The organism is Methanomassiliicoccus sp. (assembly GCA_033485155.1).
Classification (GTDB): domain Archaea; phylum Thermoplasmatota; class Thermoplasmata; order Methanomassiliicoccales; family Methanomassiliicoccaceae; genus UBA6.
Genome location: JAWQJJ010000002.1, coordinates 93,202 through 109,076, shown reverse-complemented (window position 1 = coordinate 109,076; position 15,875 = coordinate 93,202). Strand labels below are relative to the sequence as shown.

Sequence of the window (15,875 nt, the reverse complement as noted above, 5' to 3'; positions counted from 1 at the left end):
GAAAGAAAAATACCAAAACTAGCGGCAGCACTTGCGGTGATGGCTTTGCTATTGCCGGGATTGGTGCTGTTGTCCAACATTCCGACCTCTTCGGCCGCTGCTCCCGACAGCATAAACAGCATAGGGAGGGTGACCGTATCCGGCCCTGACATCCTTGTGGACGGCAAGAAGCCGAGCCACCAGTTCTACGGCGTGGTCGATACCACGGCCTTGGCATTCGCAATCGAGGCGTACATTGACGGCAAGACCAATGTTGCCGGATGGACGTCGGTGTTCAACGCGCCGGATACCGGGAACCATATCCCGGTCTCCCCGCATGACTCTGCGGACGCCTTCTGGAACCAGTACTTTGCCCAGATGAAGTACTACGGTGTCAACCTCGTGCGCATTGGCGCCGGGGATACCTGGGGAACCGAGCACCAGTATGATGCCTGGAAGAACCACCAGGAAGAGTACTTCGACCTACTCCACACCATGGCTTACTATGCTCAGGCCAACGGGGTTTGGTTGTGCTTCGTCCTAGCCGGTGCTCAGGAATATCCTACCTACGACTACTATGGATCGGGCAGCGTGTTCGACCCTTCATCCACCGCCTTCGCCAACTACATCGACTACTGTAAGTCGAATATGGTGGAGCTGGAGAAGGAGAACTCGATCGCGATGTACGATGTGTTCAATGAGCCTGACCACAACAACGTCAACAGCTACTATTGGCACGGTGACAAGGTGAGGTTCAACACCTGGGAGAACGCTGTGGCCGACGCCACCGCCGATGTCAGCTCCCACCCCCGCACCATGGGTGTGGCGGGCTTCGGGAACCTGTTCGGCATGACCCAGGAGGACTTCAATCTCTCCACCGGGGACACTGGCTTCGAGATCCTGCACCGGCACTACTATGGCTCGAACTCCGATACCGCCAACTTCGCTCTTCCCGAGGAGTGGGCAAGGGCGGTGGACAAACCGCTGCTATGGGGCGAGCTCGCCAATAACGGCGTGTATCCCTTGGTCCGGTACACCTTCGGGGAGAAGGCCATCTGGTCCGCCGGGGGCCAGGCCATCACCTCGATGGTGCTGACTGGTACCTCCGGGTACCCATACAGCAGCGGCGTGTCAAGCGCATCCGTCGCCGAGAAACCGACTAACTGGAAGGGAGATTACGCCGGGAGCGACTCCTCGGTCGCCTCTTCCCTCCAATTGGACTTCACCTCATCCCCCTCTAAAAAGGATAAGGTCGGTTCGCTCTACGAGTACAACATCACCACCAATGCTAAGGGCACCATCAAGATGGCAACCGACGCTGACTTCCTGATATATGATGAGGACGACTCGGTCGTCAAAGGTATAGCAGGAGAGGCCGGCAACTATACCGTTGCCCTGACCATGGATGTCAACGGTCAGACGGTGCAGCAGAGCTACACCCTTCAGATCGCAAGCGATCCCGAGAAGGGCACCGCGAAGATAACGCCCGTGGAGGTCAGTTCCAACGCTTACGACTTCGCCTACACTGCCGAGCTGTCCGATGGCAACGTATCCTCGGTGCGGTGGGACTTCGGCGACGGTACGTCCTCGACGGAATTGTCTCCGAACCATACCTTCGGTGATGGTCAGCATCTGATCACCCTTACTCTGACCAGTGAGAAGGGAACTGTGCTGAACACCACCTATGGCCTGGACATCAACGACAACACAACAGCACCGGGCGCTGCCCCCGGACAGTCCATAGCCGGCGCCGTGGGTTATGGTACGACCAACTCGGTCCTGATGATCGTGGGCTTGATATGTGCCTCGATGATTGGCCTCGTTGGCTACTATACCATGAACCGCAGGGGTGTGTACTCCCGGCGTCACGCCGAAGGATTAAGGTTGCCCGACCCCCGGATGGTGAAGGACTTCGTCGTCACCACCCTGAGACTGCTGAAGGGGATGAACTACCCTGACCGCAAGCTCATCAAGGAGCTCTGCCTCTACCTGTTCAATATGGTAAAGGCTAGGGGCTTCGAGCTGGTGGTCTCGGTGAAAGCCCAGGCCTTTGACGCATTCAAGCATGTGAAGGAAACGGTGGCCAAGCATCACTGGATCCGCAAGAAGTAAACTCCTTCCTTTTTCTCCTTTTTTGATCCAACTACATCTTATGGCTCGATTGGTCGATGCGGTCCCCGCTAACTGCGCAATGCTCCATTACGAGGCTGCCGGGGCCCACTGGGCTGGGGAGCAGCCGCCATCTCGAACGAAGGCCATGTTGCTCCTATGGGAATAATTGAGGTGGGCCCATCACCTGAGAATGGGGAGCGGGACTGATCCAGCCTGTCCACCTTTGCTGGCGGGGCCCCATGGCAAGGCGATGTAACAGTAGAGGATCAGGCATTCCTCGTGCCGCTCCTGGAATAATGGACCTTGAGGCCGACCAGGCCAGTGTTCAAGGCGAGGGCGATGGCATTCCACAGGATGATGGCAGGATCTCCTTTGATCAAGCCGTAGATGAGCCATAGAAGCATACCCGCGCTCAGGAGGAGAGGCATGAGGAACGAGACCTCATCCATCCTTCTCGTGCGCAGACTCTTGACGATCTGGGGAACGAACCCTATAGTGGTCAGCAGTCCCGCCACAAGACCCACAAAGAGCCAGTCCTGCACGGGCGGGGTAACGGAAAGGGGACGTTATGGACCTTTCGCCGTCATTCCTTCGCCAACGACCGATGGGGCACGCCAAAGGGCGATAAACGTCTGCCTGTCTTTCCCTGGACCAAGGTATAAGGACCACCTCGTCCCACCAGGGGAAATGGAGGAGCTGCGCTCTGGCACATGAATGAACGCCACCATGAGTCGAGGGCGAAACACCTGCTCGAAATCGTGCCACTAGGTCATACAACAAGGTGGCCTGGGAGCTTCTTGCCGAAAACGAGGGCCCTCCCAGTCCTAGGATCGAGGAATCCCATAAGGGCAGGGCATCTCTCTGAGCTATGGGCAAAGGTGGCGAGACGCAGGGCGTAATGAGACCATGCGTCCGCTCTTTCTGGGCTTCACCGGGGGTTCTTGCCCATTACCGTTGCATTGTCTGGATACGAGGTCCACTCGGTGAAGGCACCCTCGTGCAGCTTGACCCGCGGAAATCCAAGGTACCACTTGAAGAGGTTGAACTCGTTGGTCGCCTCCCGACCCGTCCCGCAGGAGCAGATGACCATCTTGTCCTTGGTCGCCCCGACTTGCTCCACCCTATCCTCGATCTCCCCCTTGGACTTCAGCAGGCGGGTGTTGTCCGGGGACATCAGGCTGGCCCAAGGAAGGTTTACCGCTCCGGGGATGTGCCCGCCCTTTCTCCACGGCCCCTTGCCCTCGTACACTGCCGAGGGGCGGGCATCCAGCAGGATTACATCGTCGCGGTCCTTGGTCTCCACGAAATCCTTGTAGGGAATGAAATAGTCCCTGGTCTCTCCCTTGAAGTTGCCCGTTTCCCGCTTGGGGAACTCCTGGGAGAGCGGCCGGCCTTCTGTTTTCCACTTATCCATCCCACCGTCTAGGATATAGACGTGGTCGTGGCCATACCTCGTGAGGCCATAGGCCATCATGGTCTGCTCCAGCCCGTCTCCCCAGCCCTTCACGGCCCCCTTGCCAGTATACACCAGCACCGGAGTATCATTACGGACCCCGGCCCGCTGGTAGTACGGCTCGACCGCCTTGAGACACATGAACTGGCCACACAGTCCTCGTTTTGCCGCCCTCAGGAACTCCTCGTTGAGGAAGACGGCCCCCGGCAGGTGCTCGGCTATGTAATCGTGGATGTTGGGCTGGGCGTCAACGATGAGCATCCGGTCGTCTAGATGGTCCTCCAGCCATGCGGTGGACACCCACTTCACCTTCTCATTCCCCTGAGGATATGGTCGGTCCTGCATAATCGATACCTCGCGTTTCAATGCGCTCCGGCGACTATATGATACTATTCCAGGTGAGAATAAAAATAGCTGGCCTGCCCTCGACGGTAGGTCGGCGGATTTACGAAGCGGATTAGGCGGTCTTTATTTGGAGGACGAGAACATTCAGTGACGGCGATACAATGGCGGTTCGCAAGATCATCCAGATCGACGAATCCAAATGCGACGGTTGCGGCCGGTGCGTGGAGGCCTGCGCAGAGGGGGCAGTGGAGATCCGTGAGGGCAAGGCAAAGGTGGTCAGAGATCTCTTCTGCGATGGTTTCGGTGCCTGTCTGGGTGAGTGCCCTCGAGGCGCCCTGAGTATCGTGGAGCGAGAGGCCGAACCTTTCGACGAGGAGGCCGCCAAGATGCATGTTGCGACGACGAGGAAGGCCTCGGAATGCGTCTGTCCCTCCGCGATTCCTATGGTCATGAAGCCTGCGGCCGGGCCGATCACTCCGGCCGGAGAGGGATCGGAGCTCACCAACTGGCCAATCCAGATGAGGCTTGTATCCCCCGATGCACCGTACTTCAAGGATGCCCGCCTGCTGTTGGCCGGGGACTGCACAGCTTTCGCCTTCGCGTCCATGCACCCCAGCTTCATACGGGACCGCACCACAGTCATCGGCTGCCCCAAGCTTGACGACAATGGAGAGTTCATCGAAAAACTGGCGGCGATCCTGTCGTCGAACGCCATCAAAGATGTCACGGTCATTCATATGGAGGTCCCCTGCTGTGGACAAATGAACCGGCTCGTGAACGAAGCCCGCAAACGGGCGGGGAGTAAGGTGCCTGTGGCCTCTTATACCATCAGCAGGACTGGCGTCCTAATGAAGGACGAGGCCTGATTTATCCATTACCCAGATATTGTTGGATCTATAATCCAACTATCATCTACCACGGGAAACCCATAAATAGTCCTCTTCTTCCTGCCCGAAGCAATTGGATATATCATCCAATTGAAGGTTGATCGGTTGAGAGCGGCCGTGCTACGTGGACCCCAGGACCTGGCAGTGGTTGAGATAAATGAGCCTACCTGCCCTCCCGGCGGAGCGGTCATCAGGGTATCGGCCTGCGCGGTATGCCCGACCGACATCAAGATGGCCAGGGTGGGACAGAGGGACCTGTCATATCCCCGGGTGCTAGGCCACGAGGTGGTGGGCATGGTGGAGATCTCAGACTCATCAATGCTGGCCATCGGTGACCTCGTCCAGGTGTGGCCGGGTATCGCCTGCGGTCGATGCCCTTCCTGCCTCAAAGGTCAGGACAATATGTGTTCCAGCCAGGGCATCCTCGGCTTCAACCGCGACGGAGGATTCGCCGAGCGAATGGCCGTTCCCGCGGAGATCATCGCTGGCCACGGCGTGAACCGGGTACCGAAGTGTATGGACCCTGCGGTTGCCGCCCTTACCGAACCACTGGCGTGCTGCGTGCACGGTCAGGACATGGCCGCGGTTAAGTCGGGAGACCACGTGGCCATCTTCGGCGGAGGGCCCATGGGATTGATGCATGCCGCCCTCGCCGCGAGGTCCGGTGCTCCGGCATTTGTCGTCGAGCCGGACGGGAGCCGGAGGGAGCTGGCCCTGCGCATGGGAGCCGAGAGGGTGTCGGACCCAGAAGGAGAGGACGCCTTAGAGGCGATCCTTGAGTGGACCAGGGGCCGGGGAGCGGATGTAGCCATCCTTGCCACGCCCATGGTACGAGTGGATGATCGGCTGCTCAGAGCAATGGCCCCTCGAGGCCGGATTTGCGCGTTCTCCGGACTTCCAAGGGACGACCCACGGGAGACGGTGGACCTCAATCTCCTACACTATCGGGAGCTCTCCCTGGTGGGAGCCTATGGATGCACCAGCGCCAGCGACGCTAAGGCCATCGGGATCTTGGCGAAAGGTGGGATCGACCTCCGTCCCTTGATAACGCGGCGGATGCCGCTCGGTTCCATCGAGGAGGCGTTCAGATCGATCGAGGAGCGCCAGGCGCTCAAGTGCGTTATCGATGACCTAACAAGGTGATGATATGGAAGAGAAGCTCAGGACATTCGGCGCGATGGTGAACGACCTCATTGGGGGAAAGGACATCTCCCGGGCCCAGGCCAAGGACATGTTCCGACAGGTGCTGCTCAACGAGCAGCCTGATCTTCAGCAGGGAGCGTTCCTGGCGGCGATCACCGCCAAGGGCGCCACACCGCAGGAGATCGCGGGCAGCTGGGAGGCGATCTACGAGATCGACACCATCAAGGTCACCCCCAGCGTCACCTCCCCACTGGTTGATAACTGCGGTACCGGTATGGACACCCTCAAGACGTTCAACATCTCCACCGCCGCCTCCATCGTGGCAGCCGCCGACGGCATCATCATGGCCAAGCACGGAGCCAGAGCTATCACATCCCGTTGCGGGACGGTGGATATCGTCGAGGCCCTGGGCGTGGATGTCGAATGCGATGCGGCGATAGTGAAAAGAAGCATCGAGAAGGCCGGCATTGGCCTGTTCAACGGGATGTCCCCCAAGGTGCACCCTACTGCGCTCGGTCGCATCCTCTCGCAGATCAGGTTCGGCACGATCCTCAACATCGCCGGTTCGCTGGCCAATCCCGCCCTGCCCCGCTACGGAGTCAGGGGAGTGTACTCCGAAGCCATGCTCACCCCGACCCTGGAGACCATGAAGGAGATGGGATATCATCAGGCCGTCGTTTTCCATGGTCTAAACGCAGTCGGAAACAAGGGCATGGATGAGATGTCCACCCTCGGCCCGACCAAAGTGATGGAGCTTGACCGCCACGGGACCATCACCAGCTACACGATCGACTCCTCAGCGATCGGCCTGGAGCTGGCTAGAGAAGAGGAACTGCTCACCTCCGGGGATCGGGAGCTGGAGGCACTGAAGCTGCTCCGGCTGCTGAGAGGTGAAGAAGCGGGCCCCCGGCGGGATATCGTCTGCCTAAATGCCGCGCCCATCTTGTACATGATGGGGCACGCTGACTCCTTGAAGGATGGAGTGGAAAGGGCTAGATCAATCCTCGATGACGGCAGGGCAGTGAAGAAGCTTCAGGACTGGATCAGAGCCCAGAGCTCCGATCCGACCATGGGCGAGGGGCGGTTCAACGAACTGATGTCCCGGGCGGATATCCCCGCCTGAACCTTTTTTCTTAAATGGACAGACGCTCTTCCTGCTCGTCCTTGTTCTCCCACCAATTGTTCCTGCCCTTGTGGTCCTCCACATCCTCCTCGGAGGTCATGGCCACGGAGGCGCGCTGGGCCTCTCCGTCGAACTCCACGACCGGCACCTTGGCTGCAGCGTAGAGCTTCAGGATGAACCCCTTGGCAAACTCTAGATCCTCTAGGGTCACGGTGGTTGGGAACTTGAGATAGAACACGTGGATCTCCCTGATAGTGTCGAAGAAGTACCGGATGTCAGCCTTCTCCAAAAGCTCCCTGAAGCGGGGGCCGTCCTTCCTCCGCTGGGAAAGCGCGACGAGGCGGTCGGCCCACACATCATCAGCGTTGATCATGATCGTCTCCACTCCAAGAACCTTCCACATGAGAGCCCGGTAAAGGTTATCCATAGATAAATCCTGGGCCCCACCGACGGAGGCTTCGTTCAGAGAGGCTTTGACGGCGATAGTAGATGAAAGAAAAGCGGATGCCGCCCTACCGGTATGCTCTTGGACCTTAGTCCTTCCGATCGAGTGAACGTAAAGGATTAAATCGCGTCCGGGTATAGCGAGGTCAGCATGCCTGTCCACCTGCCTCCGCACAAGCACTGCCTTTACTGCGACGATCCCATCTCCGAGGACAAGGACTATTGCTCCGATGATTGCATGATTGCTCATAAGGTCAAGGAGAAGCACAGTAGCACCAGGATGAAGCTGTTTTACATCATCGCGGTGGCCGCCCTCGTCCTTCTTTGGATCGTCTCGTTTATCTAGAGCGTCTCAGACCGTCGATGAAACGCACCGCTCCCACTGTTTCTGGGACCTCGTGCACCCGGACGATGCTCGCGCCGTTCATGACCGCTACCGTGGCGGCGGCCACACTGCCGCCCGCCCGACGTTCCACGGTGTCGCCGGCGATCCGGGTGACGAAACCTTTCCTGGAGGCCCCGATCAGCAGCGGGCGCATGCTGCACCGCAACTCCCTGGTTCGCTCCAGTATCTCCAGGTTATGCTCGGCCAGCTTGCCGAAACCGATGCCTGGGTCGAGGATTACCTGCCCCCGGGGCAGTCCCAAGCGTTCCGCTGCCTCCATCCGTTCCTCCCAGAACCACATGACGTCGCTGATGACATCATCGTAGCTGTCCCGCCCGACGGTCCGCTGCATCGTCTGGGGCTCGCCCAGCATATGCATGAGAATGACCGGGACGCCAGCTTCCGAGGCGACCTCAACCATCTCCCTGGACCGCAGCCCGGAGACGTCGTTTATTATCCGCGCCCCCGCCTCGATGGCCCTCCTGGCCACCTCCGGCTTCATGGTGTCGATGGAGATGGGGACATCGGTGCGCTCCGCTATCTCCGCGATCACCGGCACCGTTCGCCTCAGCTCTTCATCAAGTGACACCGAGGTTGCTCCCGGTCGGGTGGACTCTCCGCCCACGTCGATTATGTCTGCCCCTTCCTCGGTCATCGCCAGCGCCCTGAGTGCTCTGGCCTCCGTGGACGCATGGGCGCCGTCGGAGAATGAGTCCGGGGTCACGTTCAGAATGCCCATGACCAGGGGGCGCTCGAAGGTGAGCCGGCCGCCGGGTAGGGAGACCGCAGGGGCATCGTTGGACCGGTGATAGCGGAAGCATGTGTCGAGGTCCGGACCGAGCATCTCTTCGGCCCGGGCCATTAGGTCCTCGACGCCTCCGAGCAGGCAGACTCGAGGATGGCTGCCTCGAATGGAAAAGGAACATTCGATCCCGTGCTCCTTGGCCTGTCGACAGATATCCTCCAGCTCCCCGGACCGGCCCTCTATGAACAGTCCTAGGCTTCTGGATCCCCGCAGGGAGGGGGGAGCGTCCATCTTGAGGCGGGAGAGCTCCCCGCGGACCTCATCGGGGGAGCGGAAGGACCTGAGGCGGAAGATCATTTCAGAGCAGCTGCTCGATCAGCTCTACCAGGTCCACGACTTCGACCTTGGCTTTCGAGATATCCTTGCCCACCCGGAGGTTGTTCACGCAGAACGGACAGGTGGTCACCAGGAGATCGGCGAAGGCGGCCTCGTCGACCCGCTTCGCGGCGATCTGGCCGGACAGGTCGGGGAAGGCAGAGCGAACCCCGCCTCCGCCCCCGCAGCACCGGGCGGTCTCCGAGTTACGGGGCATCTCCTTGAACTGGGCTCCGGGGATCTTGGCGAGGACTTCGCGGGGAGCCTTGTACACCTTGGAGTGGCGTCCCAGATGGCATGGGTCATGATAGGTGATCTTCTTTTCCAACCGGGCCGGCCGGAGATCCTTGGACGCGAGATACTCCGAGACATGGCGCACCTTGAACGGGACCTCGATGAAGCGGGGATATTCTTCCTTGAACATGCGGTAGCAGCCAGCACAGGAAAAGATGACCTCCTCGACACCCTGAGCGGCGATGGCGTCAACGTTCTTCTTCATCTGCGCCACCACGTCTTCCTCGTTCCAGCCCACTCGTCCCATGACACTGCCGCAGCAGGACTCGTTCAGCAGGGTGTAATCCTCTCCCAGCTTCTTCATTATGGAGATTGTGGCCTTGGCCGCGGAGGGGTTGCGGTAGGCGGAGGTGCAGCCTATGAAGTATCCCAGCTTGGCCTTCCGCGGCTCCTCGCCGAAGACCTCCGGCACCGAGCGGCTCTCGGCGTAGGGGTTGCCGTACTTCAGTATGTTATCGACGACCTTGCGATGGCTGGGCAGCATGGTCCCGGACCTTACGATATCCTTGCGGGCTCGCTCAACGACCTCCACGACCTTGACCTTGGAGGGGCACCGGCGCTCGCAGTCCTTGCACGTCGTGCATTGGTAGAGCGCCTCTACCACCGACTCGTCGGCCGGGATGTCGCCCTGCATGAGGCCGTACGAGAGGATGACCCGTCCTCGAGCTACCCCGGGGTCCCAACCGATGTCCTCGAACGCGGGGCACACGCTCTTGCAGAACCCGCACATCGTGCAGGTCATCATCTCCTTCTTTATCTCCTCAAGGTTCTTCGCGTCGATCTTGTCGGCCATTTCAATCCACCCTGGGAACGGTGATGCTACCGTCCATGTTGATCAGTACCTTTGCGTCCTTGTTCTTGGCCAGCGCGGCGTCCACCGCTTCCTGGACGGTGGCGAACGGCCGGATGTTGGCCTTTCTCAGCAGCTCAGGGTCGAGGTCGGTGACGGCCCACACGTCGGCCCACACCGCGATCTCGGCCATCTTGGCCGCCTTGTGATACCCCAGCTTATACTCCTTGGCCAGGTTCTCCAGCACCTTGCGGGGGTCATCAGAGAGGGACAGCTGCTGGAGGAATGTATCGTGACCTATCCCCTGCCGGCACTTAGACACCATGATTATCGTGCCCCCCTCCTTCAGCGCCCATTTCCCGTTGTCCAAGGCCTTCTGTGACTGATAAAGGTCGACGTCCATGGGGTAGGGGGCAATGGATACGACGATGTCCGCCTTCTGCTCGATCCTGACCGAGAACACCTCGTTGGCCCACTTGACTGCCTGGGTGAAGGAGGCGTGCAGGTCTCCTGCTTCCACCCTATAAATGTTCTGGTGACGGTCCAGGACGATCTGTATGGCGAAGATGGGCTTGTCCTTGACCACTTTCAGTGCGTCCATCATGTCCTCGTGGACGGGGTTGCCTTCGAGCACCAGAGCCTGGGCCTCCTGCTTCATGGCCAGCTTATGGTTCTGCTCGATCGTCTTCCTCGCCGCCACCCCCGGCAGGAACGACTTCCTGCCGCCAGTGTAACCGGCGAAGTAATGCGGCTCCACCGAGGTGATTATTACCAGGCGGTCCGCGTTCACCGCCATCTCATTGACCAGCATCTCCGTGCCGTTCTTGGAGGTCCCCAGGAGGACACACTTGTCCTGCCTCGCGTTGTGACTGTGGATACGGGAACGCAATGGATCCAGCTGCTTGCCGAATATGAAGCGATACTCGTCCTCGGTCGGAGCGCGATGGTCGCCGGTGGCGATAAGATACCGTGCTTTGGTCAGGTCCATCCGCTCGGCCAGGGCGTCCAGCACCTTGCAGGTGGGCGTCGGCCTGGTCCCGTCGTTGACGATAAATACAATGTCCTTCCCCCCCTCCAGGAACTTCTCCAGGCTGGGCCCGGCCACCGGGTGATCCAGGGCCCTGCGCAGCTCCCCGCGCTCATCTCCCACCTCGACGTCCTTGGGATATATCTTTCCGGCAAAGTTCTCCTCTGGCAGGTTCAGATACTGTTTCTCGTCCTTTCCGTACGGGATAGTAAGCCTCATGACTCGGACCGTGTTGGAATAATGGACCCAATATTTGAAACTTCGATAGAATCTGACACGGTCCCGGTTGTATCCCGCCAGAGTCCGGATGCAGCCTACGAAAATCGTTTCGCTCGAGGTCAAGGGAGCCGCATTAGGCCCAGGGGCCGGACATTACCGTAATTGCCCACCGCGATGCGGCTACCTGATGCAGTACAGTCCGACCTGCATGTACGACATCCACAGGACCTCTACTGTTCGAAAACCTGTGCTCCTCAGCAGATCGAGGTGCTCCTCCACAGTGATAGGGAAATACTCCGTATCGAACCGCGCGAGGTGGGACGAGGCTTCCTCCGGAGACCTGCCGTTGGCTACCAGGAAGTCGTGCCAGGCCCTCTTGCTGACCTCCGTTCCGGCGGCGGTCAGGGGGCGCACGTTCTCGAAGGTGATGAGCGCTCCGCCCGAGGGCAGCAGATCGAAGCAGGCCCTCACCGCTCTCATCCTCTCCTGCCGCGACAAGTAATGGTGGCATTGAACGGCTGTTATCAGGTCGGGTGTGTCGTCCAGCTCGCCTGGCAGGTCCTGTGTCGGCATCGGTCGAAGTATCCGAACCCGGTCCTCGCCCTCCAACCGTCTCCTGGCCACCTTGAGCATGTCCTCGGAGGGATCGGCCAATATCAATTTGGTATGGGGGAAACGGTCCAGCACCAGCCGGGCCATCGACCCGGTGCCACAGCCAGTGTCCAGCCAGACCTTGGGTGGGACACCCAGGGCGCTGACCAGATTGATGATCTCCTGGCGGAAGGAGTCATAGTACGGTATGGTCTTCCTTATCTGGGCATCGTAGTCCTCGGGCAGGTGGGGTGTGGAGTTGCCAGTACTCATGCCGGATGGCATCGTTGTCCCGAGATAATATCGTGGCCTTCGGGAGGCGAAAAAAGGCTAATAGGCCGTATGTCGCTGTCAGGATCATGAAGACCCTTGCCGACCTGGGAGAGAAGGCCGTCATCACGCTCCTCCTCGAGGGGATGGAGACCTCCGCTGCGGTGGGACCGGGGGATGATGCCGCGGTCGTGGACATCGGTCCACAGTTCCTCGTGATCTCCACCGATGTGGTCGCCCGGGCCTCCCACCTCCCCCCGGGGATGACTAAGTGGCAGATCGGCTGGTTTGCCGCGGCGGTCAACTTCAGCGACATCGCCGCCATGGGGGCCCGTCCGACCGGATTGGTGGTGGCTCATGTGCTCCCCCGGGACATGCCCTTCGAGGACCTCCAGGGCATCAGCCGGGGGGTGATGGATTGCTGTCGCTTCGTCGGCGCCGACCTCCTGGGCGGGGACACCAAAGAGGGCACGGAGATGGTTATCGCCGGCACGGCGATCGGCCTTGTGGACAAGGACAAGGTCCTCCTGCGCCGAGGGGCGAAGGAAGGGGATCTGGTGGCGGTGACCGGGCCGATGGGTTCGGCGGCCGCGGGGTACCTCGCCATCAAGAACGGTATCTACGCCCCCCGCTCGATAAAAGCCCTGCTGGAGCCGCAGCCCCGGACCAAGGAAGGAATGATCCTCTCCTCATCCGGAAAGGTCACCTCATGCATGGACATCACCGACGGGCTTGCATTCTCGATTGGCGAGCTGTCCAGGCAGAGCGGCGTAGGGTTCGAGGTCCGGTGGTGCTCCATTCCTCGAGGAGAGGACGTGGAGAGGGTGGCCGCCGAGAGCGGGGTCCCGGTACAGGACCTGATCATGCACTTCGGCGGCGATTATGAGCTGATCTTCACTCTGGACCCCGACGCATACGATGAACTGAGGGAAAAGTTGAAGGGACGACTGCACGTCATCGGCCTGGTCACCGGACGGGACAACCTATTAATCCAGGACGATGAGGTAGTTCAGCTTGACACCAGGGGCTATGAGCACTTCAGGTGATCTACATGCATGAGGCCAGGTTCTGGGAGTCAGAAGGGGAAAGGATACGGTGCCGACTGTGCCCGCATTCCTGCAGTATCAGTCCCCTGCGGCGAGGGATCTGCGGAGTACGGGAGAACCGCGACGGTAAGCTGTATAGCATGAACTATGGCAAGGTGTCGTCGGTGAACATCGACCCGATCGAGAAGAAACCCCTGTTCCACTTCTACCCTGGCGAGGATGTTCTCTCACTGGGGAGCGTCGGATGCAATTTTAGGTGCAGGCATTGTCAGAACTACACTATCTCCATGGCCTCGCTCAGCGAATTCGTCCTACGGGAGATGGAACCGGGGGATGTCTCCGAGGTCGCTCTCTCCAGTGGCTGCCGGGGAATCGCCTTCACCTACAACGAGCCGACCATCTGGCATGAGTTCACATACGATGCCATGGGAACGGCCAAGGAAAAGGGGATGTTTACTGTATATGTGACCAACGGCTACATCCAAGAGGACCCCCTCCGGGAGCTTGCGGGCAGGCTGGACGCGATGAACATCGATATCAAAGGGTTCACCGAGCACTTCTACGACAAGATCTGCAAGGCGCCTCTGCAGCCGGTGCTTGACGCGACCACCTTGGCCCATGAGCTGGGCATCCATATCGAGCTTACTTACCTGATCATCCCGGGAGAGAACGACGAGAAGGACGAGATCAGGAGGTTCTCCGAATGGGTGGTCGACCTGGACCCTCGTGTCCCCGTGCACTTCACCCGGTTCCATCCCGACTACCAGATGGCCGACAAGCTCCCCACCCCGATATCGACGATGGAGATGGCGCGCGACGCGGGCAGGGAAGCGGGGCTGCAGTTCATCTACCTCGGTAACGTCGCCCTGCCCCATGGCGAGGATACCGTTTGCCCGAAGTGCCACCACCTCATCGCCGAACGCCATGGGTTCGGGGTCATGCGAGTGGAGGCCAGGGAGGGACACTGCCCCATCTGCGGTCAGGACCTGTACATGGTGCAACGGAAGGGAGAAGTGGAGCAGTCCGAGGGGCGGCGGAAGCGGCTGCTGAGGTGATCGGTTGGAAGTCGAGGATCTCCTCCACCGCCTCGAGTCTGCCTACGACGTAGAGGACTGGTGGCCCGCCGATTCGCCCTGGGAGGTCATGGTCGGCGCCATCCTGACCCAGCAGACGGTGTGGGAGAGCGCGGAGAAGGTTCTGGACGAGATGAAGAAGCGAGGGCTGATGACCGTGGAGGGCATCGACCGCCTGCCTATCGGAGAGCTTGAGACCCTCCTCCGTCCAGCAGGATTCTATCGCCAGAAGGCGAGGAGCTTAAAGGCCCTGGCCACTCACATCAGGGAGAGATACGCGTCGGATCCCCGAGGCCTCCTGACCAAGGAGACGGAGAAGGCGAGGAAAGAGCTGCTGTCCATACGGGGCATCGGCAACGAGACCGCTGACGCCATCCTCCTCTTCGCCGCCGGGAGGCCATGCTTCGTCGCCGCCAAGTACGTTTCACGGACCCTCGGACGGCTGGGGATGATCGATTCCCGGGACTATATCGAGGTCCAGAGGTTCTTGGAATGCCGCCTGGAACCAGACCCGGCAGGATATGCCAAATACTACGCCCTGTTCGTCCAGCATGCCCGTAGCACCTGCCGGACCAGGCCTCGATGCGAGGCCTGTACGCTCCACGACGATTGCTCCTTCAGCCCAGGAAGAGAAACAGCAGGTTCCCCACCACGACCGAGAACGCGAGCGAGGCGGTGATGGGAATCAGGAAGGGCACCTTGGGAGTCACCCAAATCGCCTGGGCTCCGGTCGCAGCGAGTGCGTCCAGCTCGTTGGCGGTGTCCTCCGCCGGACCCGGAAAGAGACGGAGCTTGCGTTGCCCGTCCTCGACCCGCTCCATGGGCCAGACATATTTCTCCCGCGCCTCGGCGATCGGCATGACGTAACCGAAGAGCATGGCGGGGAATCGGAACTGGCGCCTGGAGGAGTTGAGGATGAGCAGGAACACCGGCACTGCCAGTGTGAGGAGGGCCGCGTTGAACAGAACCAGGAGTGGGAACGGCAGCATGAACTGTGCCGTTTCAAAGGGGACAGCTATCAACGGGAAGGGGCCGAGCTGGAAATAAGTGGGAAACATGATGGTCAGCGCGATGAGCGCCTTGGCGTCCGCCCCGCCCTTTATCACATCGAACTGGTAGAGCAGGATGAACACGAGGAACATTATGGGTATGATCATGAGCTCCCAGAAGTACAGCTGAGCGTTGAACTCGAAAACCATCCAACCGAGCACCGCGAACCCCACAAGGTATAGCGCCAGAGGTAGCACGTTCACCCCGTCCTCGAAGATGCCCTTACGCTCCCAGAAGATATCGGCAAAGAAGATGGCGATGGGCAGAAGGATGATCAGATACTGAAGGTCCTCCCCGTCGAGGAGCACCTGGGCCACTAGGAAGACCATGCCCGTTCCCCCGATAATGATCCAGTAAGCGTCCGAGGCTTCCCTTGTCCGCCAGTCCGCCCGGGCGGCGAGGACCAGAGCGACCATGGCGATGGTCACCTTGAGGAGGGGCATCCAATCCATGAAGCTGGGCAGTCCTGTGGTGAATAAATATCCTTCTTCCAAATTTTCAGCGAAGATTAATTAGCTGGCACA

16 protein-coding genes are annotated in these 15,875 nt (G+C 59.9%); 8 read left to right on the top strand and 8 right to left on the bottom strand.

Features of this window, described 5'->3' with window-relative positions:
• The first annotated feature begins 39 nt into the window (after nt 1-39).
• Nucleotides 40-2,091: a PKD domain-containing protein gene (locus tag SA339_03660; protein MDW5562299.1), complete on the top strand. Its 2,052-nt coding sequence runs from the start codon at nt 40-42 to the stop codon at nt 2,089-2,091.
• 266 nt (nt 2,092-2,357) lie between these two features.
• Here the strand turns inward: SA339_03660 and SA339_03655 are convergent, their stop codons facing one another.
• Nucleotides 2,358-2,633 carry a SemiSWEET transporter gene (locus tag SA339_03655; protein ID MDW5562298.1) on the bottom strand — a complete coding sequence of 92 codons (276 nt, stop codon included), beginning with the start codon at nt 2,631-2,633 and terminating at the stop codon, nt 2,358-2,360.
• Nucleotides 2,634-3,019: 386 nt separating this feature from the next.
• Nucleotides 3,020-3,889: a sulfurtransferase gene (locus SA339_03650; protein ID MDW5562297.1), complete on the bottom strand. Its 870-nt coding sequence runs from the start codon at nt 3,887-3,889 to the stop codon at nt 3,020-3,022.
• Nucleotides 3,890-4,050: 161 nt separating this feature from the next.
• Here SA339_03650 and SA339_03645 point away from each other — a divergent pair, with 161 nt between their 5' ends.
• The 3 genes from SA339_03645 (at nt 4,051) to trpD (ending at nt 7,042) form a co-directional block, all read left to right on the top strand.
• Nucleotides 4,051-4,755, top strand: coding sequence for a 4Fe-4S dicluster domain-containing protein (locus tag SA339_03645; protein MDW5562296.1), 705 nt, complete (start codon nt 4,051-4,053; stop codon nt 4,753-4,755).
• 138 nt (nt 4,756-4,893) lie between these two features.
• A complete protein-coding gene (locus SA339_03640; GenBank protein ID MDW5562295.1) occupies nt 4,894-5,919 on the top strand; it encodes an alcohol dehydrogenase catalytic domain-containing protein in 1,026 nt (341 codons plus the stop codon).
• A 4-nt stretch (nt 5,920-5,923) separates the two neighbouring features.
• Nucleotides 5,924-7,042, top strand: a complete 1,119-nt coding sequence (gene trpD, locus SA339_03635; GenBank protein MDW5562294.1) for an anthranilate phosphoribosyltransferase — start codon at nt 5,924-5,926, stop codon at nt 7,040-7,042.
• Nucleotides 7,043-7,052: 10 nt separating this feature from the next.
• On the opposite strand, the gene SA339_03630 is transcribed toward trpD, so the two are convergent.
• The gene (locus tag SA339_03630; GenBank protein MDW5562293.1) at nt 7,053-7,445 is read right to left on the bottom strand and encodes a hypothetical protein; all 393 of its coding nucleotides are present in this window, start codon (nt 7,443-7,445) and stop codon (nt 7,053-7,055) included.
• Between the two features lie 192 nt (nt 7,446-7,637).
• Here SA339_03630 and SA339_03625 point away from each other — a divergent pair, with 192 nt between their 5' ends.
• On the top strand, nt 7,638-7,832 hold the full coding sequence (locus SA339_03625) for a DUF2116 family Zn-ribbon domain-containing protein (GenBank protein MDW5562292.1): 195 nt from the start codon (nt 7,638-7,640) through the stop codon (nt 7,830-7,832).
• Here SA339_03625 and folP read toward each other — a convergent pair.
• From folP to SA339_03605, 4 genes are all read right to left on the bottom strand, one after another.
• On the bottom strand, nt 7,825-8,973 hold the full coding sequence (folP, locus tag SA339_03620; protein ID MDW5562291.1) for a dihydropteroate synthase: 1,149 nt from the start codon (nt 8,971-8,973) through the stop codon (nt 7,825-7,827). The genes SA339_03625 and folP overlap by 8 nt on opposite strands.
• A 1-nt stretch (nt 8,974) precedes the next feature.
• Nucleotides 8,975-10,078: a (Fe-S)-binding protein gene (locus tag SA339_03615; GenBank protein MDW5562290.1), complete on the bottom strand. Its 1,104-nt coding sequence runs from the start codon at nt 10,076-10,078 to the stop codon at nt 8,975-8,977.
• Between the two features lies 1 nt (nt 10,079).
• Nucleotides 10,080-11,321 carry a nickel-dependent lactate racemase gene (gene larA / locus SA339_03610; protein MDW5562289.1) on the bottom strand — a complete coding sequence of 414 codons (1,242 nt, stop codon included), beginning with the start codon at nt 11,319-11,321 and terminating at the stop codon, nt 10,080-10,082.
• 180 nt (nt 11,322-11,501) lie between these two features.
• Nucleotides 11,502-12,185 (bottom strand): class I SAM-dependent methyltransferase, encoded by a 684-nt coding sequence (locus tag SA339_03605; GenBank protein ID MDW5562288.1) that lies wholly within the window; start codon nt 12,183-12,185, stop codon nt 11,502-11,504.
• An 86-nt stretch (nt 12,186-12,271) separates the two neighbouring features.
• Between SA339_03605 and thiL the strand changes: the two genes are divergently transcribed.
• From thiL to SA339_03590, 3 genes are read left to right on the top strand one after another with little or no spacing between them, the layout of a single operon-like run.
• Nucleotides 12,272-13,228, top strand: a complete 957-nt coding sequence (gene thiL, locus SA339_03600; protein MDW5562287.1) for a thiamine-phosphate kinase — start codon at nt 12,272-12,274, stop codon at nt 13,226-13,228.
• Between the two features lie 5 nt (nt 13,229-13,233).
• Nucleotides 13,234-14,283 carry an AmmeMemoRadiSam system radical SAM enzyme gene (gene amrS / locus SA339_03595; protein MDW5562286.1) on the top strand — a complete coding sequence of 350 codons (1,050 nt, stop codon included), beginning with the start codon at nt 13,234-13,236 and terminating at the stop codon, nt 14,281-14,283.
• A gap of 4 nt (nt 14,284-14,287) precedes the next feature.
• On the top strand, nt 14,288-14,980 hold the full coding sequence (locus tag SA339_03590; protein MDW5562285.1) for a hypothetical protein: 693 nt from the start codon (nt 14,288-14,290) through the stop codon (nt 14,978-14,980).
• Here the strand turns inward: SA339_03590 and SA339_03585 are convergent.
• Nucleotides 14,919-15,803, bottom strand: coding sequence for an A24 family peptidase C-terminal domain-containing protein (locus tag SA339_03585; protein MDW5562284.1), 885 nt, complete (start codon nt 15,801-15,803; stop codon nt 14,919-14,921). The genes SA339_03590 and SA339_03585 overlap by 62 nt on opposite strands.
• Nucleotides 15,804-15,875 lie beyond the last annotated feature (72 nt).

Coding starts and splice junctions, on each gene's coding strand:
- SA339_03660 (MDW5562299.1), top strand. CDS start 40: ATGGCTTTGCTATTGCCGGGATTGGTGCTGTTGTCCAACATTCCGACC.
- SA339_03650 (MDW5562297.1), bottom strand. CDS start 3,889: ATGCAGGACCGACCATATCCTCAGGGGAATGAGAAGGTGAAGTGGGTG.
- SA339_03645 (MDW5562296.1), top strand. CDS start 4,051: ATGGCGGTTCGCAAGATCATCCAGATCGACGAATCCAAATGCGACGGT.
- trpD (MDW5562294.1), top strand. CDS start 5,924: ATGGAAGAGAAGCTCAGGACATTCGGCGCGATGGTGAACGACCTCATT.
- SA339_03630 (MDW5562293.1), bottom strand. CDS start 7,445: ATGTGGAAGGTTCTTGGAGTGGAGACGATCATGATCAACGCTGATGAT.
- SA339_03625 (MDW5562292.1), top strand. CDS start 7,638: ATGCCTGTCCACCTGCCTCCGCACAAGCACTGCCTTTACTGCGACGAT.
- folP (MDW5562291.1), bottom strand. CDS start 8,973: ATGATCTTCCGCCTCAGGTCCTTCCGCTCCCCCGATGAGGTCCGCGGG.
- SA339_03615 (MDW5562290.1), bottom strand. CDS start 10,078: ATGGCCGACAAGATCGACGCGAAGAACCTTGAGGAGATAAAGAAGGAG.
- larA (MDW5562289.1), bottom strand. CDS start 11,321: ATGAGGCTTACTATCCCGTACGGAAAGGACGAGAAACAGTATCTGAAC.
- SA339_03605 (MDW5562288.1), bottom strand. CDS start 12,185: ATGAGTACTGGCAACTCCACACCCCACCTGCCCGAGGACTACGATGCC.
- thiL (MDW5562287.1), top strand. CDS start 12,272: ATGAAGACCCTTGCCGACCTGGGAGAGAAGGCCGTCATCACGCTCCTC.
- amrS (MDW5562286.1), top strand. CDS start 13,234: ATGCATGAGGCCAGGTTCTGGGAGTCAGAAGGGGAAAGGATACGGTGC.
- SA339_03585 (MDW5562284.1), bottom strand. CDS start 15,803: ATGGATTGGATGCCCCTCCTCAAGGTGACCATCGCCATGGTCGCTCTG.